18 protein-coding genes and 2 pseudogenes are annotated in these 20,246 nt (G+C 29.0%); 13 read left to right on the top strand and 7 right to left on the bottom strand.

The window, feature by feature from the left end:
- Positions 1–12 precede the first annotated feature (12 nt).
- The 6 genes and pseudogenes from ABXT63_RS07040 to ABXT63_RS07015 all read left to right on the top strand — a co-directional run bounded on the left by ABXT63_RS07040 (position 13) and on the right by ABXT63_RS07015 (position 6,199).
- A complete protein-coding gene (locus ABXT63_RS07040) occupies positions 13–648 on the top strand; it encodes a nucleotide exchange factor GrpE (protein WP_415320850.1) in 636 nt (211 codons plus the stop codon).
- Positions 649–708: 60 nt separating this feature from the next.
- Complete coding sequence (gene dnaK / locus ABXT63_RS07035) at positions 709–2,646, top strand: molecular chaperone DnaK (RefSeq protein WP_415320849.1); 1,938 nt, start codon at positions 709–711, stop codon at positions 2,644–2,646.
- A gap of 32 nt (positions 2,647–2,678) precedes the next feature.
- Positions 2,679–3,803, top strand: a complete 1,125-nt coding sequence (gene dnaJ, locus ABXT63_RS07030; RefSeq protein ID WP_415320848.1) for a molecular chaperone DnaJ — start codon at positions 2,679–2,681, stop codon at positions 3,801–3,803.
- A gap of 37 nt (positions 3,804–3,840) precedes the next feature.
- Positions 3,841–4,617, top strand: a complete 777-nt coding sequence (gene dapB / locus ABXT63_RS07025; protein WP_415321976.1) for a 4-hydroxy-tetrahydrodipicolinate reductase — start codon at positions 3,841–3,843, stop codon at positions 4,615–4,617.
- Complete coding sequence (gene nth / locus ABXT63_RS07020; protein WP_415320847.1) at positions 4,610–5,269, top strand: endonuclease III; 660 nt, start codon at positions 4,610–4,612, stop codon at positions 5,267–5,269. The genes dapB and nth overlap by 8 nt, the downstream gene beginning before the upstream one ends.
- Position 5,270: 1 nt before the next feature.
- A pseudogene (locus ABXT63_RS07015) lies at positions 5,271–6,199 on the top strand (adenosine kinase).
- 7 nt (positions 6,200–6,206) lie between these two features.
- On the opposite strand, the gene ABXT63_RS07010 reads toward ABXT63_RS07015, so the two are convergent.
- On the bottom strand, positions 6,207–6,800 hold the full coding sequence (locus ABXT63_RS07010; RefSeq protein WP_415320846.1) for a winged helix-turn-helix domain-containing protein: 594 nt from the start codon (positions 6,798–6,800) through the stop codon (positions 6,207–6,209).
- A gap of 14 nt (positions 6,801–6,814) precedes the next feature.
- On the opposite strand from ABXT63_RS07010, the gene ABXT63_RS07005 reads away from it, so the two are divergent.
- Positions 6,815–7,303, top strand: coding sequence for a L,D-transpeptidase family protein (locus tag ABXT63_RS07005; protein ID WP_415320845.1), 489 nt, complete (start codon positions 6,815–6,817; stop codon positions 7,301–7,303).
- Here ABXT63_RS07005 and ABXT63_RS07000 read toward each other — a convergent pair.
- Entirely contained in the window at positions 7,300–7,959 is a 660-nt protein-coding gene (locus ABXT63_RS07000; RefSeq protein WP_415320844.1) for a YggS family pyridoxal phosphate-dependent enzyme, read from the bottom strand. The two genes, ABXT63_RS07005 and ABXT63_RS07000, sit on opposite strands and share 4 nt — an antisense overlap.
- Here ABXT63_RS07000 and ABXT63_RS06995 point away from each other — a divergent pair.
- Positions 7,954–8,502 (top strand): thiamine phosphate synthase, encoded by a 549-nt coding sequence (locus tag ABXT63_RS06995; RefSeq protein WP_415320843.1) that lies wholly within the window; start codon positions 7,954–7,956, stop codon positions 8,500–8,502. The genes ABXT63_RS07000 and ABXT63_RS06995 overlap by 6 nt on opposite strands.
- Positions 8,503–8,510: 8 nt before the next feature.
- Positions 8,511–10,061: a tetratricopeptide repeat-containing sulfotransferase family protein gene (locus tag ABXT63_RS06990; protein ID WP_415320842.1), complete on the top strand. Its 1,551-nt coding sequence runs from the start codon at positions 8,511–8,513 to the stop codon at positions 10,059–10,061.
- A gap of 59 nt (positions 10,062–10,120) precedes the next feature.
- On the opposite strand, the gene ABXT63_RS06985 is transcribed toward ABXT63_RS06990, so the two are convergent.
- Complete coding sequence (locus ABXT63_RS06985; protein WP_415320841.1) at positions 10,121–11,140, bottom strand: hypothetical protein; 1,020 nt, start codon at positions 11,138–11,140, stop codon at positions 10,121–10,123.
- 169 nt (positions 11,141–11,309) lie between these two features.
- Here ABXT63_RS06985 and ABXT63_RS06980 point away from each other — a divergent pair, with 169 nt between their 5' ends.
- Genes ABXT63_RS06980 through holA form a run of 4 tightly spaced genes read left to right on the top strand, consistent with a single transcriptional unit; the run spans position 11,310 to position 15,938 of the window.
- A complete protein-coding gene (locus ABXT63_RS06980; protein ID WP_415320840.1) occupies positions 11,310–11,882 on the top strand; it encodes a DUF3576 domain-containing protein in 573 nt (190 codons plus the stop codon).
- A gap of 43 nt (positions 11,883–11,925) precedes the next feature.
- Entirely contained in the window at positions 11,926–14,484 is a 2,559-nt protein-coding gene (leuS, locus tag ABXT63_RS06975; RefSeq protein WP_415320839.1) for a leucine--tRNA ligase, read from the top strand.
- Positions 14,481–14,939: a hypothetical protein gene (locus ABXT63_RS06970; protein ID WP_415320838.1), complete on the top strand. Its 459-nt coding sequence runs from the start codon at positions 14,481–14,483 to the stop codon at positions 14,937–14,939. The genes leuS and ABXT63_RS06970 overlap by 4 nt, the downstream gene beginning before the upstream one ends.
- Before the next feature lie 3 nt (positions 14,940–14,942).
- Positions 14,943–15,938 (top strand): DNA polymerase III subunit delta, encoded by a 996-nt coding sequence (holA, locus tag ABXT63_RS06965; protein ID WP_415320837.1) that lies wholly within the window; start codon positions 14,943–14,945, stop codon positions 15,936–15,938.
- Here the strand turns inward: holA and ABXT63_RS06960 are convergent.
- The 4 genes and pseudogenes from ABXT63_RS06960 to mnmG all read right to left on the bottom strand — a co-directional run bounded on the left by ABXT63_RS06960 (position 15,928) and on the right by mnmG (position 20,091).
- Positions 15,928–16,776, bottom strand: coding sequence for a ParB/RepB/Spo0J family partition protein (locus ABXT63_RS06960; protein WP_415320836.1), 849 nt, complete (start codon positions 16,774–16,776; stop codon positions 15,928–15,930). The two genes, holA and ABXT63_RS06960, sit on opposite strands and share 11 nt — an antisense overlap.
- Complete coding sequence (locus ABXT63_RS06955; protein ID WP_415320835.1) at positions 16,776–17,570, bottom strand: ParA family protein; 795 nt, start codon at positions 17,568–17,570, stop codon at positions 16,776–16,778. The genes ABXT63_RS06960 and ABXT63_RS06955 overlap by 1 nt, the downstream gene beginning before the upstream one ends.
- A 9-nt stretch (positions 17,571–17,579) precedes the next feature.
- A pseudogene (locus ABXT63_RS06950) lies at positions 17,580–18,220 on the bottom strand (16S rRNA (guanine(527)-N(7))-methyltransferase RsmG).
- On the bottom strand, positions 18,220–20,091 hold the full coding sequence (gene mnmG, locus ABXT63_RS06945) for a tRNA uridine-5-carboxymethylaminomethyl(34) synthesis enzyme MnmG (RefSeq protein ID WP_415320834.1): 1,872 nt from the start codon (positions 20,089–20,091) through the stop codon (positions 18,220–18,222). The pseudogene ABXT63_RS06950 and the gene mnmG overlap by 1 nt, the downstream one beginning before the upstream one ends.
- Positions 20,092–20,246 lie beyond the last annotated feature (155 nt).

Genomic DNA, 20,246 nt, shown 5'->3' with positions numbered 1-20,246 from the left:
ATATAAGTCTCAATGGAAAAAGATCAAAACACTAATTCTGAGACTCAAAATAACGAAACTGAAGAGATTAAAACTGAGGATTTAAATAATAGTTCTCAACCTGATGCTCCAGAAAGTAACGAAATACCAGAAGAAGTTACTCCTGAGGAAAAAATTTTGGAACTAGAAGATAAATTAGCTAGAGCTTTTGCCGAGATGGAAAACCAGAGAAGAAGGTTTGAAAAAGAAAGAGAAGATGCTTTTAATTATGGAGGTTTTGCTTTTGCAAAAGAAACCTTAAGCTTAATAGACAATTTAGAAAGATCAAAACAGATACTAGCAAGTGATGAAGTCTTAAAAAATTCAGAGGCTTTAAAAAAAACTTTGGAACATTTTGATATTATAAATAAAGATATGGTTTCTATTTTATCAAAAAATGGGATTACTCCTTTTGATTCTATTGGTAAAAAACTTGATCCAAATTTTCACCAAGCCATGATGGAAATTGAGGATGATCAAAAAGAACCTGGCACAATCATTCAAGAAATTCAAAAAGGCTTCATGATGAAAGATAGGTTACTTAGACCTTCTTTAGTCGGTGTTTCAAAGAAAACTGAAAATAAAAAAGAAAAAAGTGAGGAAAATAAAGAGAATTCGGGTAATTTATAATATTTGTCAGAACTTGTAGATTAAAAATTAACACTTATATGAAGGATAGGATTTAAAATTATGAGCAAAATTATAGGAATAGATTTAGGAACAACAAATTCATGTGTATCTATCATGGAAGGTAGTCAGCCCAAAGTTTTAGAAAATGCGGAAGGTGCAAGAACAACTCCTTCTGTTGTTGCTTTTACTGATGATGGTGAAAAACTTGTTGGACAGCCCGCTAAGAGACAAGCAGTAACCAATCCTGAAAACACTATATTTGCTGTAAAAAGATTAATTGGAAGAAATTTTGAAGACCCAACTGTAAAAAAAGATATTGCATCAGCTCCTTTTAAAATTGTTAATTCAGAAAAAGGTGATGCTTGGATCGAAGCAAAAGGCGAAAAATATTCTCCCTCTCAAATATCAGCGTTTATTCTTATAAAGATGAAGGAAACAGCTGAAAAATATTTAGGCCAAGAGGTTACTAAAGCGGTAATAACTGTTCCTGCTTATTTTAATGATGCTCAACGACAGGCAACAAAAGATGCTGGTAAAATTGCTGGATTAGAAGTTTTAAGAATTATAAATGAACCAACTGCAGCTTCTCTAGCCTATGGTTTGGATAAGAAAAAAGAAAATAAAAAAATTGCTGTATACGATTTAGGTGGTGGAACTTTTGATGTATCTATTCTTGAATTGGGTGATGGTGTATTTGAAGTTAAGTCTACTAATGGAGATACATTTTTAGGTGGAGAAGATTTTGACAATACAATTGTTGATTATTTAATAGGAGAATTTAAAAAAGACAATGGTATAGATTTAAGAACAGACAAACTTGCTCTTCAGAGATTGAAAGAAGCTGCTGAAAAAGCAAAAATTGAACTTTCTTCTGCTGAGCAAACAGATGTTAATTTACCATTTATAACTGCAGATAAAACAGGTCCAAAGCATATTAATTTAAAAATGACTAGAGCAAAATTAGAAGCTTTGGTTGAAGATTTAATTTCAAGAACCTTGCCACCATGCAAAACTGCACTTAAAGATGCAGGACTGACTGCAAATGAAATTGATGAAGTTGTAATGGTTGGTGGTATGACAAGAATGCCTAAAGTTTTAACAGAAGTTAAAAGTTTTTTTGGAAAAGAACCAAATAAAAGTGTAAATCCAGACGAAGTTGTTGCAATGGGTGCTGCAATTCAAGCAGGTGTTCTTCAAGGAGATGTTAAAGATGTGCTACTTTTAGATGTAACACCTTTATCACTTGGTATCGAAACATTGGGCGGTGTATCAACAAAATTAATTGAAAAAAATACAACAATCCCCACAAAAAAAAGTCAAGTTTTTTCTACAGCAGATGATAATCAACCAGCTGTATCAATAAGAGTTCTTCAGGGTGAGAGAGAGATGGCTTCTGACAATAAAATGTTAGGAAATTTTGAATTAGTTGGTATTGCACCAGCTGCAAGAGGAATACCTCAAATTGAAGTAACCTTTGATATTGATGCAAATGGTATTGTTAGTGTTTCTGCAAAAGATAAGGGAACTGGAAAAGAACAAAAAATTCAGATTCAAGCTTCTGGTGGTTTAAGCGATGAAGAAATTGAAAAAATGGTTAAAGATGCAGAAGTAAACAAAGATGAGGATAAAAAGAAAAGAGAGTCAGTAGATGCAAGAAATCAAGCTGATACTTTAATTCATTCAACAGAAAAAAATCTAAAAGAACATGGTGCTAAAGTTTCTGATGCAGACAAGAAAGCAATAGAAGATGCTTCATCAGCCCTAAAAGAAGCAATTAAAGGGACTGATATTGAAAATATTAAAAAAACAACTGAAAGTTTAGTTCAAGCTTCTATGAAATTAGGCGAGGCTATTTACAAATCTCAAGAAAAAAAAGAAGATGCTTCTAAAGAAGGTGATAAAAATGATGAAAAAAAGAAAGACGACAATGTAGTTGATGCAGACTTTGAAGAGGTAAAAGAAGATAAAAAAGAAGAAGATAAAGAAAAAAGCGCTTAAGACTTAAAACAACTATCATCTTAAAGTAACTTATGGCTAAAAGAGATTTTTATGACGTCTTAGGTGTTAGCAAAAATGCAAGCCCTCAAGAATTAAAATCTGCATATAGAAAACTAGCAGTAAAATATCATCCTGATAAAAACCCTGGCAATAAAGCTTCTGAAGATAAATTCAAAGAAGCAGGTGAGGCATATGGCATTCTTTCAGATCAAGAGAAGAAACAAAACTATGATAATTTCGGTCATGCTGCTTTTGAGGGCGGTGGTGGTGGAAGACAAGGTGGTGGTGGCTTTGGAGGTGCTGATTTTTCAGATATTTTTGAGGACTTTTTCGGTGATTTTGGTGGTGGTGGAAGGTCAAGAGGAAGAAGCACAAATAACAGAGGTTCTGATTTAAGATATGATTTATCAATTACTCTTAAAGAAGCATATGAAGGTAAAAAACAGGATATAAAATTTTCAACGACAGAAAAGTGTACTACTTGTAGTGGAAATGGATCCCAACCTGGCCACTCTCTAGTTAGATGTACAGTTTGTGGGGGGAATGGCAAAGTAAGATCTAATCAGGGATTTTTTACCGTTCAACAAACCTGTCCTCAATGTCAAGGGACTGGGGAACAAATTACCCATCCATGTACCGATTGCAACGGCCAAGGTAATAAACAAGCTTCTAAAAAGATATCCGTAACCATACCAAAAGGTGTTGATGACGGAACAAGAATAAGACTAGCTGGTAAAGGTGAAGCTGGAACTAAAGGTGGAGTTAGTGGAGATTTATACCTATTCATTAATGTTCATTCTCATGATTTATTCAAAAGGTCAGACGAAAATCTATTTTTTGAATTTCCAATTTCTATCGCTGATGCTGCACTAGGTACTACAATTGAGATACCAACAATTGATGGTGGAAAAGCAAAAATTAAAATACCAGATGGAACTCAAAATGGAAAACAATTTAGACTAAAAGGTAAAGGAATGCCTTACATGCGTGGTAGTGGCAATGGTGATCTTTATGTTCAGGTAAATACTGAAATTCCAATTTCATTAAATAAAGAGCAAAAAGAACTACTTGAAAAATTTAGAGAAATTGAGAATGAAAAATCAAATCCAAGTATTAAAAAATTCTTCCAAAAAGCCAAAAGTTTTTGGAAAAACTAAAAGACTAATTAACCAAAAAAGGTTAATATTTTCAAAGATGAAAAAAATTAACTTAGCAATTTCTGGATGTTTTGGAAGAATGGGTCAGCAACTTATTAAGTCTTCTATATCTAATAAAAACTTTAGGTTAGTAACACTCACGGAAAACAAACCCATCAAAAAGAAAATAGCTGGCATTAATCTTAGTTTAAATACTGAGCTAGCTTTAAAAAAAGCTGATGTGATAGTGGATTTTACAGTTCCAAAATCTACTCTCGAAATTCTCAAAATTGCATTAAAACTGAAAAAAAAAGTAGTTATTGGAACAACTGGTTTTACTAAAAAAGAAGAAGATTTAATTAAAAATTTTTCTAAAAAAATTCCTATATTAAAAGCTGGTAATATGAGCTTAGGAGTGAATTTATTAATATATTTAACTGAAATAGCCTCAAAATCATTAAATGAAGAGTATCTAAGTAAAGTATTTGAGGTTCATCACAAACATAAAAAAGATTATCCATCTGGAACTGCTTTAATGCTTGGAAAAGGTATAGCTAAAGGAAAAAATAAAAATTTTTATAATTTGATTGGCAAGAAATTTTTAAATAAAAAATCTTTTCCGTATGGGAAAAAAATTAATTTTAACTCAATTAGAAAAGGTGAAATTATTGGAGAGCATGAGATAACATTCTCTAGCGGTAAAGAAATAATAAAATTAAATCATGAGGCATTTGATAGATCCTTATACTCAGATGGTGCTTTAACTGGTGCAAAATGGCTTATAAATAAAAAACCAGGACTTTATTCAATGAGAGACTTATTGAATTTTGAATAATCCAAAAAAAGCAAAAGCCAAAAAAATACTTAAAATTTTAAATAAAATTTATCCATCAGTCCCTATTCCTCTAGATCATAGAAATAAATTTACCCTTTTAACATCTGTTCTTTTGTCAGCACAGTGTACTGATCTAAATGTTAACAATGTAACTAAAAATATATATCCAAGCTATTATAAGCCTGAGCATTTTGTAAAGTTAGGTAGAAAAAAAATTGAAAAATTAATCAAAAGCATAGGTATCTTTCGGGTTAAAGCAAAAAGTATATACTTGATGTCTAAACAACTTTTAGTGAGACATGGTGGAAAAGTACCTAAAAGCTTCGTTGAGCTGGAAAAACTGCCTGGTGTGGGCCATAAAACAGCAAGTGTGGTAATGTCTCAAGGTTTTGGTATACCAGCTTTTGCTGTCGATACCCATATTCATAGGCTAGCCCAAAGATGGGGCTTAACGAATGGGAAAAATGTTATTCAAACTGAGAACGATTTAAAAAAATTATTTCCTAAAAAAACGTGGAGCAAGTTACATTTGCAGATAATTTATTATGGAAGGGAATTTTGTAAAGCAAGAGAGTGTTATGGTTTGACTTGTATAATTTGTACGACTTGTTATCCTAATAGAAAAAACCCCATTAAAATAAAAAAAGCTTAATATGAAAATACTGGGAATAGGTAATGCAATTGTCGATGTTATATGCAATGTAGATGATCAATATTTGGTAGAAAATGGGTTAATAAAAAGTACCATGAAATTAGTAGATGAAGATGAATTCAAAAAACTTTTATCCAAACTAAAAATTGAAGAAACTGTATCTGGTGGATCTGTAGCAAACTCAATTGTGGGACTATCACAATTAGGAAATGATGTTGGTTTTATTGGTAAAATTAATTCTGATGAACTAGGAAAAAAATATGAGAAAGGCTTAATTAAAGAGAAGGTACAGTACTTTTACAAAAAAAAAAAGAGCTTTTACCAACTGGAACATGTTTAATATTAATTACCCCTGATACAGAAAGAACAATGGTAACTTTTTTAGGTATAGCAGGAAAAATTAATAAAAATGATATTGATGAAAAAGTTATAAATAATAGTGATATGATATTTTTGGAAGGTTATTTGTGGGATGAGGGTGAACCAAAATCTGCATTTGATAAAGCAATGTCACTTGCTAATAAAAAAGCAATGTCTTTATCAGATCAATTTTGTGTAGAAAGACATAAATATAATTTTTTAGATTTAGTTAAAAATAAACTTGATATTATTTTTGCCAATGAACAAGAGATTAAGTCTTTAATTAATACAAATAATTTTAATGATGTTGTTACATTTGGAAAACAGTTGGGAAAACTTCTTGTTATTACTCGTGGAGAAAAAGGAAGTATTGCCATAGAAAATAATGATATTTTAGAGTGTGAATGTAAATCAAATTTAAAGATTGTAGACTTAACAGGAGCAGGGGATTTGTTTGCGGCAGGTTTTCTTCATGGTTTTATTAATAATTTTTCAATAAAAGAGAGTCTTGAAAAAGGAACAGAAATGTCTTCAAAAATAATTCAAAAAGTTGGAGCTAGACTAAATTAGTCTTATTTTAAGGTATAAAATAACCATTTTGGTGACTTAATATAAAATTTTCATCATTAAATTTATTACTTATTTTTTTTCTTAATCTATAAATATGTGTTTCAACTGTATGAGTTTCCATATCTAAAGAATAGCCCCATATATTTTTTTGCAGATCAGATACATCATGTTTTGTTTTTGATTCATTCAAATATAAAATAATTTCAATCTCTTTTTCAGTTAACTTTAAACTTGAGTCATCTTTAAAAAGAAATTTAGAATTTAGGTTTAGCTCATAGTCTTTTATATTAATTTTCGATTGGTGGTTAAATCTTAGCTTAATTAATCGAATATTTATTAATTCTAATAGTTTATATAAAGAGAAAGGAGGGTGGAAATTATTAAAACTTAACAGGTTTCTCTCTGTTATATTTTTTTTTACTATTAGTTTTTCTTTGAATTTGGAAATTATTAAAGAATTTGTTATATCTAAATGAGTATCCTTAATGAAATCATCCTCATTTTCAAATTTTATGATTTTAAAAGATAAATTTTCTTTAATCTCATCTAAGATTTCATATAGTAAATTAAAATTTATAATAAAAACATTTTGGCTAATCATATTTAATATTAACTATGATAATTCATGTAAAAAATAAAAACACCCTTATAATCGATGATTTTATCTTCAAATGCTGTGTTGGAAAAAATGGCTTAAATTCAGATAAAAAAGAGGGAGATTATTCGACGCCTAAAGGATTATTCAGCTTAAAAAAATTATACTTTAGAAAAGATCGTGTTGGTATTCCAAGATGTCAAATTAAGAAGAAAATTATTAAGAAAAATATGGCATGGTGTGATGATCCACACCACAAAAGGTATAATGAAGAAATTAAAATTTATAATAAAAGAAGCAAAGAAAGTTTATATAGAGATGATCATAAGTATGATTATGTGCTTTCTATTAACCATAATGAGAAAAAAATTTCAAATAAAGGGAGTGCTATATTTATTCATTTAACTAATAACTACAAACCAACAGCAGGATGTATTGCTTTAAAAAAAAAAGATTTTGAAATTTTATTAAAACTAATAAAAAAAAAGACTAAAGTAAAAATAGGCTAATCTCTTTTACCAAAAATTTTGGAACCTACCCTAATATATGTTGCATCATTTTTTATTGCCTCCATGTAATCAGCTGACATTCCCATGCTCAATTCTTTAAAATTTAACTTTTGATTAATTATATTCATTTCTGAAAAATAATTTGCTGCATTTTCATTATTAGGTGGAATGCACATTGTACCAATAATATTTAATTTTAAATTTTTACAAAATTTATAAAATTCAACTAATCTTTCTTTTTTAACTCCAGTTTTTTGATCTTCATTTCCAATATTGACTTGTATAAATATTTTTGGTTTTTTACTTTGTTTTGCTTGTTCGTCTGCAATTTTAGTTGCTAATTTTTCATTGTCTAATGAGTGAATATAATCAAATATTTTTAGAGCAAATTTAACTTTATTTGTTTGAAGTCTTCCGATTAGATGAAGATTAATATTTTTGTTGTTTTTAATTTCTATCCATTTTTCTAGGGCTTCTTGAACTTTATTTTCTCCATAATCTAAGTGTCCATAATTTAGTAACGGTAATATACTCGTCATTGGATGTGTTTTAGTAACAGCAATAATTTTTGGTTTCATTATACATTTATTAAATTTACTAATATTTAATTGTATTTCTTTCTCAATCTGAATTAAATTATCTACATTTATATGCATAATCAATTACCTAATATTTTTTACTTTATAAATTCTTTTGAAGAAAGTTATATCAGAAAATTAGATAATAAAGTCTCAATAATTTTTAGAGACTATGAAGAAAAATATAATGAAAAATTAATTATTACTATTAAAAAATTTTGCAAAAAACAGAGACGTAAATTTTTTTTATCTAATAATTTAAAACTAGCATTAAAACTTAACCTTGATGGGGTTTATCTACCTTCTTTTAATAAAAGCCTAAACACTAGAATAGGAAGTATTAATAAGAATTTTACAATAATTGGTTCTGCACATAATAGAAGGGAAATGAGAATTAAAGAACAACAAGGTGCAAAATTAATTTTTATATCACCCTTATTTTTAATCAAAAAAAGTAAAAATTTTTTAAACCCTGTAAAATTTAATCTACTTGCATCAAAAACAAAACAGAAAGTTATTGCCTTAGGTGGTATTAACAGCCTAAACATTAAAAAACTAAAAATGGTAAATGCTGATGGTTTTGCTGGAATATCCTACTTTAAACATAATAATTATTTATAAATATAAAAATGAATAAAATAGAAAATGAGATTCAAATTTTATTAAATTTATTTAATAGTCGTAAATTTAATGATTTGATAATAAAATCTAAGAAGGTTATTCGAAAATATCCTAACTACTTAATTTTATATAATATACTCGGTTCTGCCTATCAAAATATTGGTAGTTTAAATTTAGCTAAGGAAATTTTTATTAAAGGAAGCAAACTGGATCCCACAAATGTTGCGATCAATAATAACTTAGCAAATGTTTATAAAAATACTGGAGAAACCGAACTAGCAGAAAAGTTGTTTAAAAAAATAATAGAAAAAAACCCAAATTATATAAATGCATATATTAATTATGGTAATTTAAAGCGAGATAATAATGATTTTGATGTTGCTATAAATTTATATAATAAAGCACTCGATGTTAATGATAAAGTTCCAATAATTCATTATTCTTTAGCACTTGCATATCAAGGTTTAGGAAAATTTGACTTAGCAATTGATTTTGCTAAAAAAACACTTTTACTTGATCCTAAGTTCACACAAGCAGATATGTTGATTTCTCAATCACAAAAATATTTAGATAAAAATAATCATTACCAGGAAATGAAAGCAAAATTTCAAGATCTAGAATTGAATGTTGTTCAGAAAACCAACCTTTTGTTTGCAATTTCAAAAGCCGAAGAAGATATGGATTTAATTGAAGAATCCTTCAAAAATTTTGACCTAGCAAATTCAATTTGGAGAAAATCTCTAAATTTTGATATAAATAAAGAAATTAAGTTTTTTGATAAAACAAAATTAATTTTCGATAAAATAAATTTTTCACAAATTAAAAAAGAGAATATACAAGAAAAACAATTAATATTTATTCTTGGTATGCCAAGATCTGGCACCTCGTTAGTAGAACAGATAATTTGCTCACACTCTAACGTTTTTGGTGCTGGAGAGCTTCCACAGATTTCCAAAATTATAAAAAATGAACTTATCATTAATGATTTTTTATCTGAAGAAGGTTTATCAAAACTACTTGAAGATAACTCTTTTGCTGACCAACTAAGAATAAAATATTTTAATTATCTTAAAAGATTTAATTCCACAGAGTCCTTTATTACTGACAAAGCACCTTTGAACTTTAGATGGATTGGTATTATTAAAATCCTTTTTCCTCATGCAAAAATAATTCACTGTTCTAGAGATCCAAAAGATAATTGTCTCTCAATTTATAAAAACTTCTTTGAGGGTGGCTTAGATTTTGGATACAATCAGAAAGAACTTGTAACTTATTATAATATTTACCTAGAACTAATGAGTTTTTGGCTAACTAAACTTCCTGGCTTTATATTTGAAGCAAAATATGAAAAAATTATAGATTCACCTAGGACTGAAATTGAAAAAATTATCAGATTTTGTGATTTGAACTGGGAAGAAAATTGTTTAGATTTTCACAAAAATAAAAGCCCAATAAAAACGATGAGTACAGCTCAGGCAAGAAAACCTATATATCGAAGTTCTTTAAAATCTTTTGAAAAATTTGCACCATATTTGTCAGATTTAAATAAACTAATTTAAATTTCATTCAAAAAAAAAGCCCCAATAAATTGGGGCTTTTTTAATAATTTTAAGTCTTACTAGAACGCAAAAGAAAGAGCGATTTCTGTCATTGAATCAGAAGCTCCTGTAACTCCTGCTTCACCAGATACTTCATTTCTGTTTCCAGCAATTTTCATAGAACCCATAGTGTAAGCTACAGCGAAACCTTCTTTACTTTCAGTTACGTGTTTTGCACTTGGTTTCAAGAAGTCAACTTCACTTTCACCATAAGATACTGAAAGGTTTTCGTTTACGTTTAACGCAACTCCCCATGCAGTGAACTCTTGGTCAGTTGAAGCTTTAGCTCCTTTATTGATCCCAGACATTTGAACACCAGCAGTAACCATTCCCATTGAGTAGTTAGCAAAAACAGTCATGTGTTGATCATCGTTGTCTGAAGTTAAAGTAGCACTTCCGTTTTCTGCTTGACCATAACCTAAGCCTGCAGTTAAACCTTCAACGCCCATAGTATCGCCAGAAGCAGTTAATGCAAAATCCCATGCATTTCCACCAGCACCTGATGAAGATCCATCAGAGTTCTTAGTTCCTGAACCAGTTCTAGCAGCACCATTAAAAGTTACACCACTAAAAGTGTTTACGTAATTGAAAACACCTGAACTACCAGCTGCACCAACTCTACCACTCGTAGAAGAATCAGCTAGACCATCCCAGATTTCTTCAGCAGCAGTCGGTGTTTTATCATCGATTGTAGCTAAACCTGATCCAGAACCTTGGTCAAATGCTATTGTTCCCATGTCTCCCATATCAACAGATAATCTAGCTGATGACATACCAGCAAATTGGTCCATAGATGTTTGCATGTAAGATACAGTGTATCCGTTAACTTCTCCTGAAGCTGTAAAGCCCAAGTTAGTTTTCATACCAAATGGGTTTCCTGTTACTTCTGAAGAGTCTTCTGAAGTATAAGTTAACATAGTTGCACCACTTACAGTCATTTCAGCAGCGTGAGCTGAAACAGCAGCAAGAGATCCAGCTAAAGCTGTTAAACCTACTTTTTTAAAGTTATTCATGTTTTTTCCTTTTGTTATTGTTTTCATATATGAATGATTGGAAATTACATTCAATCTCAATAATTTCCAATTTTAAGTGTTTTTTATCAAATTTTAACCATAACTGTTGTAAAAATATCACTAAAAAGCTACGTTTGTCTATTTTTTAAGCAATTTATGTTAAAACTGATATTAGAACTGAATTAAATTTATATCAATGATTAATATTTTTAAAATTAAAACAATACGCTTATTAAGTATTTTTTTGGCCCTTTTGATTTTGCTAAACGCTTGTGGAATTTATAGAAAAACTGATGCAAGAAAAATTCCAACAAATGCAAATGAAAGAATTAAAAAAAATATGGAAGAAGGCAGAGGCTTTAAATTAGGAAATTTAGGAAAAAAATCTGGTGGTGATTTTCAATTTGCATCTTCAAATCCATTGTGGAGAGCAGCATTGGAAAAATTAGATTTTGCACCATTAAATAATGTTGATTACGCTGGTGGTATAATTGTAACGGATTGGTTTAGTGATAATAATTCAAATGAAGAAATTAAAATTACTATAAGGTTTTTGACCAACGAAATAAGATCAGATGCGATAGATGTTATAATTCACAAAAAAATTTGTGACACTAAAAATAATTGTAAAATTAACAAAATTGAAAATACAATAAATACTGAAATTAAATTTGCAATTTTAAAACAAGCAACTCTGATTGATAACGAAGATTTAAAAACAATAAAAAAAAATAATGGCAAATATAAAATACCTGGAAAAAAATTTTAATTAATTAATTTTATTCAGTTTACTAAGATTAATCATTTTAAATATGGATTCTGATAGATATAATTTTAAAGTTATTGAGGAAAAATGGCAAAATTATTGGGATAAAAATAAAACTTTTAAAGCTGAAATAATTAAAGATAAAAAGAAGTTTTACTGCTTAGAAATGTTCCCGTACCCATCTGGGAAGATTCATATGGGGCATGTAAGAAACTATACTATTGGAGATGTTCTTGCGCGATACAAATCATTACAAGGTTATAATGTTTTGCACCCTATGGGTTGGGATTCTTTTGGAATGCCTGCAGAAAATGCTGCTCGTCAAAATAATCTAAATCCTGAAGAATGGACTAAAAAAAATATTTCAATTATGAAAAATCAATTGAAAAAATTAGGTTTTTCAATTGACTGGGACAGAGAAATCTCTACTTGTTCGCCAGATTACTATAAGCATCAACAGCGATTTTTTTTAGACTTATATGATAAAGGGCTTGTTTACAGAAAAGAAAATTATGTAAATTGGGATCCTATTGATCAAACAGTTCTTGCAAACGAGCAGGTAGTTGACGGTAAGGGATGGCGATCTGGTGCTGTTGTTGAGAGAAAAAAATTAAGCCAATGGTTTTTTAATATTTCTAAATTTTCAGATGATTTACTTCAAGGCCTTAACCAGCTCGATGAGTGGCCAAATAAAGTTAAGATCATGCAAAAAAACTGGATTGGCAAATCTTTTGGTTGTGAAATAGATTTTCAAATTGAGGGTAGCCCTGAAGTTAAAAGTATTAGTTGCTATACAACAAGACCTGATACCTTATTTGGATTTTCTTTTTTGGCTGTTTCTGTGGATCACCCAATATCTAAATTATATGAAAAAAATGAGGATTTTATAATATTTAAAAACAAATGTTCCAAAACTGGAACAACCGAAGAGTCCATAGCACAAGCTGAAAAAATTGGATTTAAAACAAGTTTGACCGCTCTCAATCCATTAGACAAGGATATGAAAGTCCCCGTTTATTTTGCTAACTTTGTTTTAATGGATTATGGTTTTGGTGCTGTATTTGGATGTCCTGCACACGACCAACGAGATTTGGATTTTGCCCTAAAATATAACCTATGTGTTATACCTGTAGTTAAGCCCTTAGAAGCAGGAGATGATTTTAAAATTTCTAAAGAAGCCTACACTGGTCCAGGAACAATCTTTAATTCTAAATTTTTAAATAACTTAAAGGTACCAGTGGAGTCTATTTCAGAAACTATTAAGATAATTGAAGAGAAAAAAATAGGTAAAAAAAAAATTAATTTTAGATTAAAAGATTGGGGTGTTTCACGACAAAGATATTGGGGGTGTCCTATCCCAATTGCATATAAACAAAACAAAGAAATTGTGAAAGTTCCCTTGGAAAAACTACCTTTAAAGCTTCCAGAAAAAATTAATCTAAACGTAAATGGTAATCCCTTGGATCACGAAGAAAGTTGGAAGAAAATTATAATTGATGGTGAAGAGTGTCTACTGGAAACTGATACTCTTGATACTTTTGTTGACTCTTCTTGGTACTTTTTAAGATTCTGTTCATCAAAAAATAATATAGATGGTTTTGATATGAATGAAGTTAATTATTGGATGCCTGTAGATCAATATATCGGTGGTGTTGAGCACGCTATACTTCATCTTTTATATTCACGATTTTTTACAAGAGCCCTAGATTATAAAATTGATAAAATCCAATCTAAGGAGCCTTTCAAAGGTTTGTTTACTCAAGGTATGGTTTGTCACGAAACTTATAAAGATAAAAATAATAATTGGTTCAGCCCTGAAGAAGTTTTTTCAGAAAATGGTAAAGATTATTTTAGTAAAGAAAATAAGTTCCAAAAAATTATAGTTGGTGCATCAGAGTCTATGTCTAAATCAAAAAAAAATACCATTGATCCTGAACAAATGATAAAAAGTTATGGTGCAGATGCTGTTAGACTGTTTATTTTATCTGATAGTCCTCCAGAAAAAGACGTACAATGGTCAGAACAGGGAATGGTGGCTTCATATAAATTTATACAAAAATTTTGGACTTTACATAAGAAGATTGAACTTAAAGTTAAAGAGTTTGAAAAAGACAAAGGAAACACTTTTAATGAGTCCATTGAAGAGTTTAGTAATCAAATAATTAATAAAATAAATATTAATCTAGATAAATTTAGTTATAATGTTTTGGTTGCAAACTTGCATGAAATTTATACTTTTTTAAATAAATTAGTGATAGAGAAAAATAAGTACGAAAATTTATTGAGTAATTATATAAAGATTCTAACTACCATGCTCCCTATAATTCCACATTTAGCAAGTGAATGCTTAAATCAATTAAATATCAGTGAGAATTTATCTTGGCCAGAAACAAACAACAAATACCTTAAGGGCAAGAAAAGCAATATAGTTATTCAAATAAATGGAAAAAAAAGAAGCTTAATTTCAACAGAAAACGACATTGAAGAAAAAAATTTAATCAGAATGGTAATGGAGTTAAAAGAATTAAAAAAATACACTGAGAATAAGGATATTATTAAAACTATTTATATAAAAAATAAATTAATAAACTTGATTTTAAAATGATGTTTAAAAAGGCCTTATTTCTTTTATTTGTATCTTCTTTACTTTTTGGGTGCGGATATGAGCCTCTATATTTAAAAAATAACAATTTAGAAAAATCAATCAAAACTATTAAGTTTGAAGGAAATGAAAAAATAAATAGAAAAATTATTTCTTTTCTTGGTTTAAAAGAAATGAAAAATTCAAAATTGAATTTTGAATTAAAATTAATAAGTCAAAAAAAATTAGAGGTTATTTCAAAAGACAAGGGAGGAAATCCTTCTGTTTATAAAAATTCCATAATTGTAGATTTATTACTTAATGACGGGCAGAAAATTATTAAACAAAAACAATTTAATGTAAGTTTTGTTTATAATAATATCAACAATAAATTCGATTTGTCTCAATATCAGAAAAGTATAGAAACAAATTTAATTGATGAGGTGTGTGAAAAAATTTTTATTTTTTTAAAATCTTAAATAATGATCTTAAAGTCATTTGAAATAACTAAATTAAAATTAAATAACCATAATTTTTATCTTTTTTATGGTGACAATGAAGGTTTAAAAGAAGAAATTATTAAAGACATATTTGAGAAAAACTATTTAAATAAAATTTTTAGATATGAAGAAAAAGAAGTACTAGATAATAAAAATAATTTTTTTCATAGTGTCCTTACAAAATCATTTTTTGATAATGAAAAACTCATAATAATAAATAAAGTCACAGACAAAATTAAAGAAACTATAGAAGAGCTAATAGAAAAAAATCCAGAGGATATTAAATTTATATTGAATTCAAAGAATCTTGAAAAAAAATCAGCTTTAAGAAAAATTTTTGAAAAAGGAAAGTCAATTATATGTACTCCATTTTATGAGGATAATAATCAAACTTTAAATTCTATAATCAGTCAATTTTTTAGAGATAAAAAGATTCCAATATCACAACAATTAATAAATATTTTAATAGAAAGAAGTCGGGGTGATAGAAAAAATTTAAGTAATGAGTTAGCAAAAATTGAAAGTTTTTTGTTAAACAAGAAAAATATAAATCTTAATCAAATTATTAAACTCACAAACCTTGCTGACAACTATAGTGCATCAGAACTTGTTGATCACTCTCTCGCTAAAAATACCAGGAAAACCATCACTATTTTGAATGAAAATAACTACTCTGATGAGGACAATATAATAATTATTAGAACATTATTAGCAAAATTAAAAAGATTAGTAAAAATTTATGAATTGGTTGATGAAAAAAATAATATAGACCTAGCAATTTCTTCTTTTAAACCACCTATTTTCTGGAAAGATAAGCCATTAGTAACTCAACAAATGAAGTCTTGGGGAAAAACTAAATTAAAAAATTTAATTTATGAAAGTAATGAGATTGAATTTTTGATTAAAAAAAATTCAACTGTAGGAAAAAATATATTATCAGATTTTATAATTAATAATTCTAAAAAAGCTAATAATTAGACTTTATAATCTCAATTATTTTATTTAGCTGATTAAGATCCTTGTATTCAAGAATTAATGTTCCTGTATTATTTTTATTGTTTTTAATTAAGACATTTAACCCAATTTTTTCAATAATTGAAGATTCTAAAGCTTGTACGTTTGCATCTTTTGATTTTTTAAATGACTGTCTTTTTATTTTAAAAATTTTTACAAAATTTTCTGCTTGTCTAACTGAAAGATTTTTTTCAACTATTTTATTTGCAACAAAATCTGCATTATCCAATCCAACTAAAATTTTTGCATGACCAGGAGTTAATTTTTTTGTTTCAATTAAATTTAATACTGTGTCTGGTAAACTCAGTAATCTTAAAAAATTAGCTATATGGCTTCGGCTTTTCCCAATAAATTGAGCAACTTTTTCCTGATCATAAGAAAATTCCTTAATGAGACGTTGATAACCCCGCGCTTCTTCAATTGCATTTAGATCATTTCTTTGAACATTTTCGATAATAGCAAATTCTAAAGATTTTAAATCATCTACATCAGTAATAACAACAGGAACCTCGTGTAACCCTGCTTTTTGTGCAGCTAACCACCTTCTCTCTCCAGCAATTATTTCATATTTTGAACTTGCATTACTAGATTTTCTAACAATAATTGGCTGAATAATTCCCCTCTGGTTTATTGAGTTTGTTAAATCTTGTAAACTGTCTTCATCAAATATTTTTCTGGGCTGGAATTTATTGCTCACTAAATCACTTATCAAAACTTTATTAATATTTATTTCAGCTTTGGTTTCACCTATTAAAGATGACAGGCCTCTACCTAAGCCTTTTTTTATTTTATTTGTATCCATTATGCTGCACTTCCTATTTTTTGTTCTTGATTAATAAATTCATCTGTAAAACTAAAATACGATTTACTTCCAGGGCACGACTTGTCATAAATTAAAACTGGCATACCATGAGAAGGTGCCTCTGATAGCCTAACATTTCTTGGTATGATCGTAAGATAAACTTTTTCCTTAAAATAGTCTCTTGCTTCTTTTTCAACTTGTGCTGAAAGCTTGTTTCTCTTGTCATACATGGTTAAAAGAATTCCCCTAATCTTTAACTCAGGATTTAAGTTAACTTTTATACGCTCTATTGTCTTCATTAGCTGTGTCAAGCCCTCTAAAGCAAAAAATTCAGTCTGTAGTGGTACCACAAGTGAGTCAGATGAAACTAAAGCCATGACCGTAAGCAAACTTAATGATGGTGGACAATCTATTAGTATATAATCATAGCTTCCTCTAGAATTATTCAAATAAGCGGCTAATTTAAACTTTAATATAAAGGCTCTTTCATTGTCGCTGGCTGTTTCTACTTCTAGTCCTGACAAATCAACATTAGAAGTAATAATCTCTAAATTATCATACTTTGTTTTTCTAATTGCCTCTGGAATTGACTTTGTTCCATTTAATACACCATATATTGAGTCACTAGAATTTTCTAAGTTGGATAGACCAAGCCCTGTAGTGGCATTTCCCTGTGGGTCTAAATCAATTACTAATACTTTTTTTTCTTGTTGAGCTAAACCAGCTGCAAGATTAATTACTGTTGTTGTTTTTCCAACCCCACCCTTTTGATTTATTACAGAAATAATTTGCATCTATTTTTGTTAATGTTTTTTTTTAATATTTTTTATATTTAATAAAAATGAATCTTCACTTGTAATACTTTTTTTTTTTTAAAATCGAAATCCCAATTTACTAAAGTTTCTTCTAAAATTTTTTCCCCATTTTTTCCCATGAACACAATTAAATTTTTATAACTACTAAAATTTTTACAAACTAAATCTAAAATTATTGGTAATGGTTTAAAAGCTCTTGCCATTATTGTACCTGACTCCAAATTTTGTGCCTCAAAAATATTTTGTTGTATGACCTTGGTGTTTAATTTTAAATCTCTAGATACTTTTCTTAGAAAAGCACTCTTGTGATGACTTTTTTCATATAAATGTACTTTAATCGAATTTTTCTCATTTTTAATCATAATTGATATTATTATACCTGGCATACCTCCACCTGACCCTATATCTGTTATTATATTACTATTTAGATCAATAAATTCAATGATTTGTGCTGAATCTACTATATGGCGTTCTCTGATTACTTTATTTTTAGCAGTTTCTTTGCTTATAATATTAATTTTCTCATTTCCTACCTGTAACATAGATATGAATACTTCAAACTCAGCTAATGTTTCACGTGAAACATTCTGCTCTTTTAGTAGTGTGTATTTTTTTAAAAGTTCTTCCATTAAGCTATAAGCTTAATAGACTTTCTTTTTACATGTGACAACAAAATATATACAGCAGCTGGAGTTATTCCATCGATTCTTAAAGCTTGTCCCATAGTTTTTGGTTTTATTTTTTTAAACTTAGCTTTTACCTCATTTGAAAGTCCAGAAAGATCATCATAATTAACTTTATCTGGTATGACTAAATTTTCATCTCTTTTAAATGCTAATATATCAGCTTTTTGTTTTTTAAGATAACCCCTATAATGGGCGTTTATTTCAATTTGTTCATCTATTTTTTCATCAAAAAAAGGTATTTCGGGCCAAATTTCTCTTATTTTATTCATATCAACACCTTTTTGAGTCAATATTTCATTAGATTTTCTTAAAATACCATCTTTTGCAATTTTTATATTAAAATCTTTAATTTTTGTTGGGGATATTGATGATTCAAGCATTATTTTAGATACAATTCCTAATTTGTATTCTTTGTCCTTAAAAATATCTTCTCTCTCTTTTGATATTAAAGCAATTTCAATGCCTTTATTTGTTAATCTTTGGTCGGCATTATCGGCTCTTAAACTTAGTCTATATTCCGCTCTCGATGTGAACATTCTATAAGGCTCAGCTACACCTTTTGTTACTAAATCATCAATCATAACTCCAATATAAGCATCTGATCTATCTAAAATAAATGGTTCCTCTTTCTTAAAAGACAACGCAGCATTAATTCCAGCTATCAACCCTTGGGCAGCCGCTTCCTCATATCCAGTTGTTCCATTTATCTGTCCTGCAAGATATAAATTTTGAATTTTCTTTGTCTCAAGAGTTAAAAATAGTTCTCTAGGATCAATATAGTCATATTCTATAGCATAACCTGGTCTAATTATTTTAACATGTTCTAAACCTATGATATTGTTACATATTTCTTGCTGAACATCTTCAGGTAGTGAAGTGGATATTCCATTTGGGTATATTGTGTGATCATTTAACCCCTCAGGCTCTAAATATATCTGGTGACGGTCCTTATCTGCAAATTTAACTATCTTATCCTCTATTGAAGGACAATATCTTGGACCAACCCCCTGTATGCTTCCTGAGTACATTGCGCTTCTTTTTAAATTTTTTTGGATTATTTTATGAACCTTTTCGTTCGTGTAAGTCATCCGGCATGAAACTTGTTTGTTTAAATTTTTTTTAGTTAAGAAAGAAAAAAAATAAGGATCATCATCTGCAAACTGCTCCTCTAAATTATCATACTTAATTGTTCTAGCATCAAGCCTTGGCGGTGTCCCTGTCTTAAGTCTCCCTATTTTGAAATCATATTTTTCAAGTTGTTCACTTAACCCTGTTGAGGGTTTCTCGTCGAACCTTCCAGCTGGTGTTCTCTCATCACCAATGTGGATCAAACCATTCAAAAATGTACCTGTTGTTAAGATTAGCTTGCCACATAGAATTTTTTTACCTGACTTTGTTTCAAAACCACTTATAGTGTTTTTTAAAAATATAAATCTTATAACAGGATCAGAAAAAACACTTAAATTACAATAGTTTAATAATTTTTCCTGCATATATTTACGATACAATGATCTGTCTGATTGTGTTCTAGGCCCTTGAACTGCAGGCCCTCTACTTCTATTTAATAATCTAAATTGTATACCTGATTTATCAGCAACCTCTCCCATCACGCCGTCTAAAGCATCTATCTCTCTAACAAGATGACCTTTACCAAGACCACCTATTGCTGGGTTACAAGACATCTCTCCTATGGTTTCAATTTTATGTGTGAATAGGGCTGTGTTAACTCCAAGACGTGCAGACGCTGCAGCAGCTTCACAACCAGCGTGACCTCCTCCAATAACTACTACCTCAAATGATAAGTCATTTTTCATAAGTTAAATTTATAACTGATATAGATATTTACAAGCAGACAGTATTTTTTTAAGAAATAACTGTTGAGCCAATTGTGGCTATGTTTTTTTGATTAAAATCGATGAATTAGTTATGTTTATCAACAAAAATTGAGAAAATAGGCTAAAAAAGCCCG

It is taken from the genome of Candidatus Pelagibacter sp. Uisw_092 (assembly GCF_047729545.1).
Taxonomy (GTDB): domain Bacteria; phylum Pseudomonadota; class Alphaproteobacteria; order Pelagibacterales; family Pelagibacteraceae; genus Pelagibacter.
Note: the sequence above shows the minus strand (reverse complement) of the source record. Positions and strands in the feature narration are given on the sequence as shown.

Bases quoted from the DNA above. Each gene is read 5' to 3' on its own strand.
- ABXT63_RS07040 (WP_415320850.1), top strand. From the start codon at position 13: ATGGAAAAAGATCAAAACACTAATTCTGAGACTCAAAATAACGAAACT.
- dnaK (WP_415320849.1), top strand. From the start codon at position 709: ATGAGCAAAATTATAGGAATAGATTTAGGAACAACAAATTCATGTGTA.
- dnaJ (WP_415320848.1), top strand. From the start codon at position 2,679: ATGGCTAAAAGAGATTTTTATGACGTCTTAGGTGTTAGCAAAAATGCA.
- dapB (WP_415321976.1), top strand. From the start codon at position 3,841: ATGAAAAAAATTAACTTAGCAATTTCTGGATGTTTTGGAAGAATGGGT.
- ABXT63_RS07010 (WP_415320846.1), bottom strand. From the start codon at position 6,800: ATGATTAGCCAAAATGTTTTTATTATAAATTTTAATTTACTATATGAA.
- ABXT63_RS07005 (WP_415320845.1), top strand. From the start codon at position 6,815: ATGATAATTCATGTAAAAAATAAAAACACCCTTATAATCGATGATTTT.
- ABXT63_RS06995 (WP_415320843.1), top strand. From the start codon at position 7,954: ATGCATAATCAATTACCTAATATTTTTTACTTTATAAATTCTTTTGAA.
- ABXT63_RS07000 (WP_415320844.1), bottom strand. From the start codon at position 7,959: ATGCATATAAATGTAGATAATTTAATTCAGATTGAGAAAGAAATACAA.
- ABXT63_RS06990 (WP_415320842.1), top strand. From the start codon at position 8,511: ATGAATAAAATAGAAAATGAGATTCAAATTTTATTAAATTTATTTAAT.
- ABXT63_RS06985 (WP_415320841.1), bottom strand. From the start codon at position 11,140: ATGAAAACAATAACAAAAGGAAAAAACATGAATAACTTTAAAAAAGTA.
- ABXT63_RS06980 (WP_415320840.1), top strand. From the start codon at position 11,310: ATGATTAATATTTTTAAAATTAAAACAATACGCTTATTAAGTATTTTT.
- leuS (WP_415320839.1), top strand. From the start codon at position 11,926: ATGGATTCTGATAGATATAATTTTAAAGTTATTGAGGAAAAATGGCAA.
- ABXT63_RS06970 (WP_415320838.1), top strand. From the start codon at position 14,481: ATGATGTTTAAAAAGGCCTTATTTCTTTTATTTGTATCTTCTTTACTT.
- holA (WP_415320837.1), top strand. From the start codon at position 14,943: ATGATCTTAAAGTCATTTGAAATAACTAAATTAAAATTAAATAACCAT.
- ABXT63_RS06960 (WP_415320836.1), bottom strand. From the start codon at position 16,776: ATGGATACAAATAAAATAAAAAAAGGCTTAGGTAGAGGCCTGTCATCT.
- ABXT63_RS06955 (WP_415320835.1), bottom strand. From the start codon at position 17,570: ATGCAAATTATTTCTGTAATAAATCAAAAGGGTGGGGTTGGAAAAACA.
- mnmG (WP_415320834.1), bottom strand. From the start codon at position 20,091: ATGAAAAATGACTTATCATTTGAGGTAGTAGTTATTGGAGGAGGTCAC.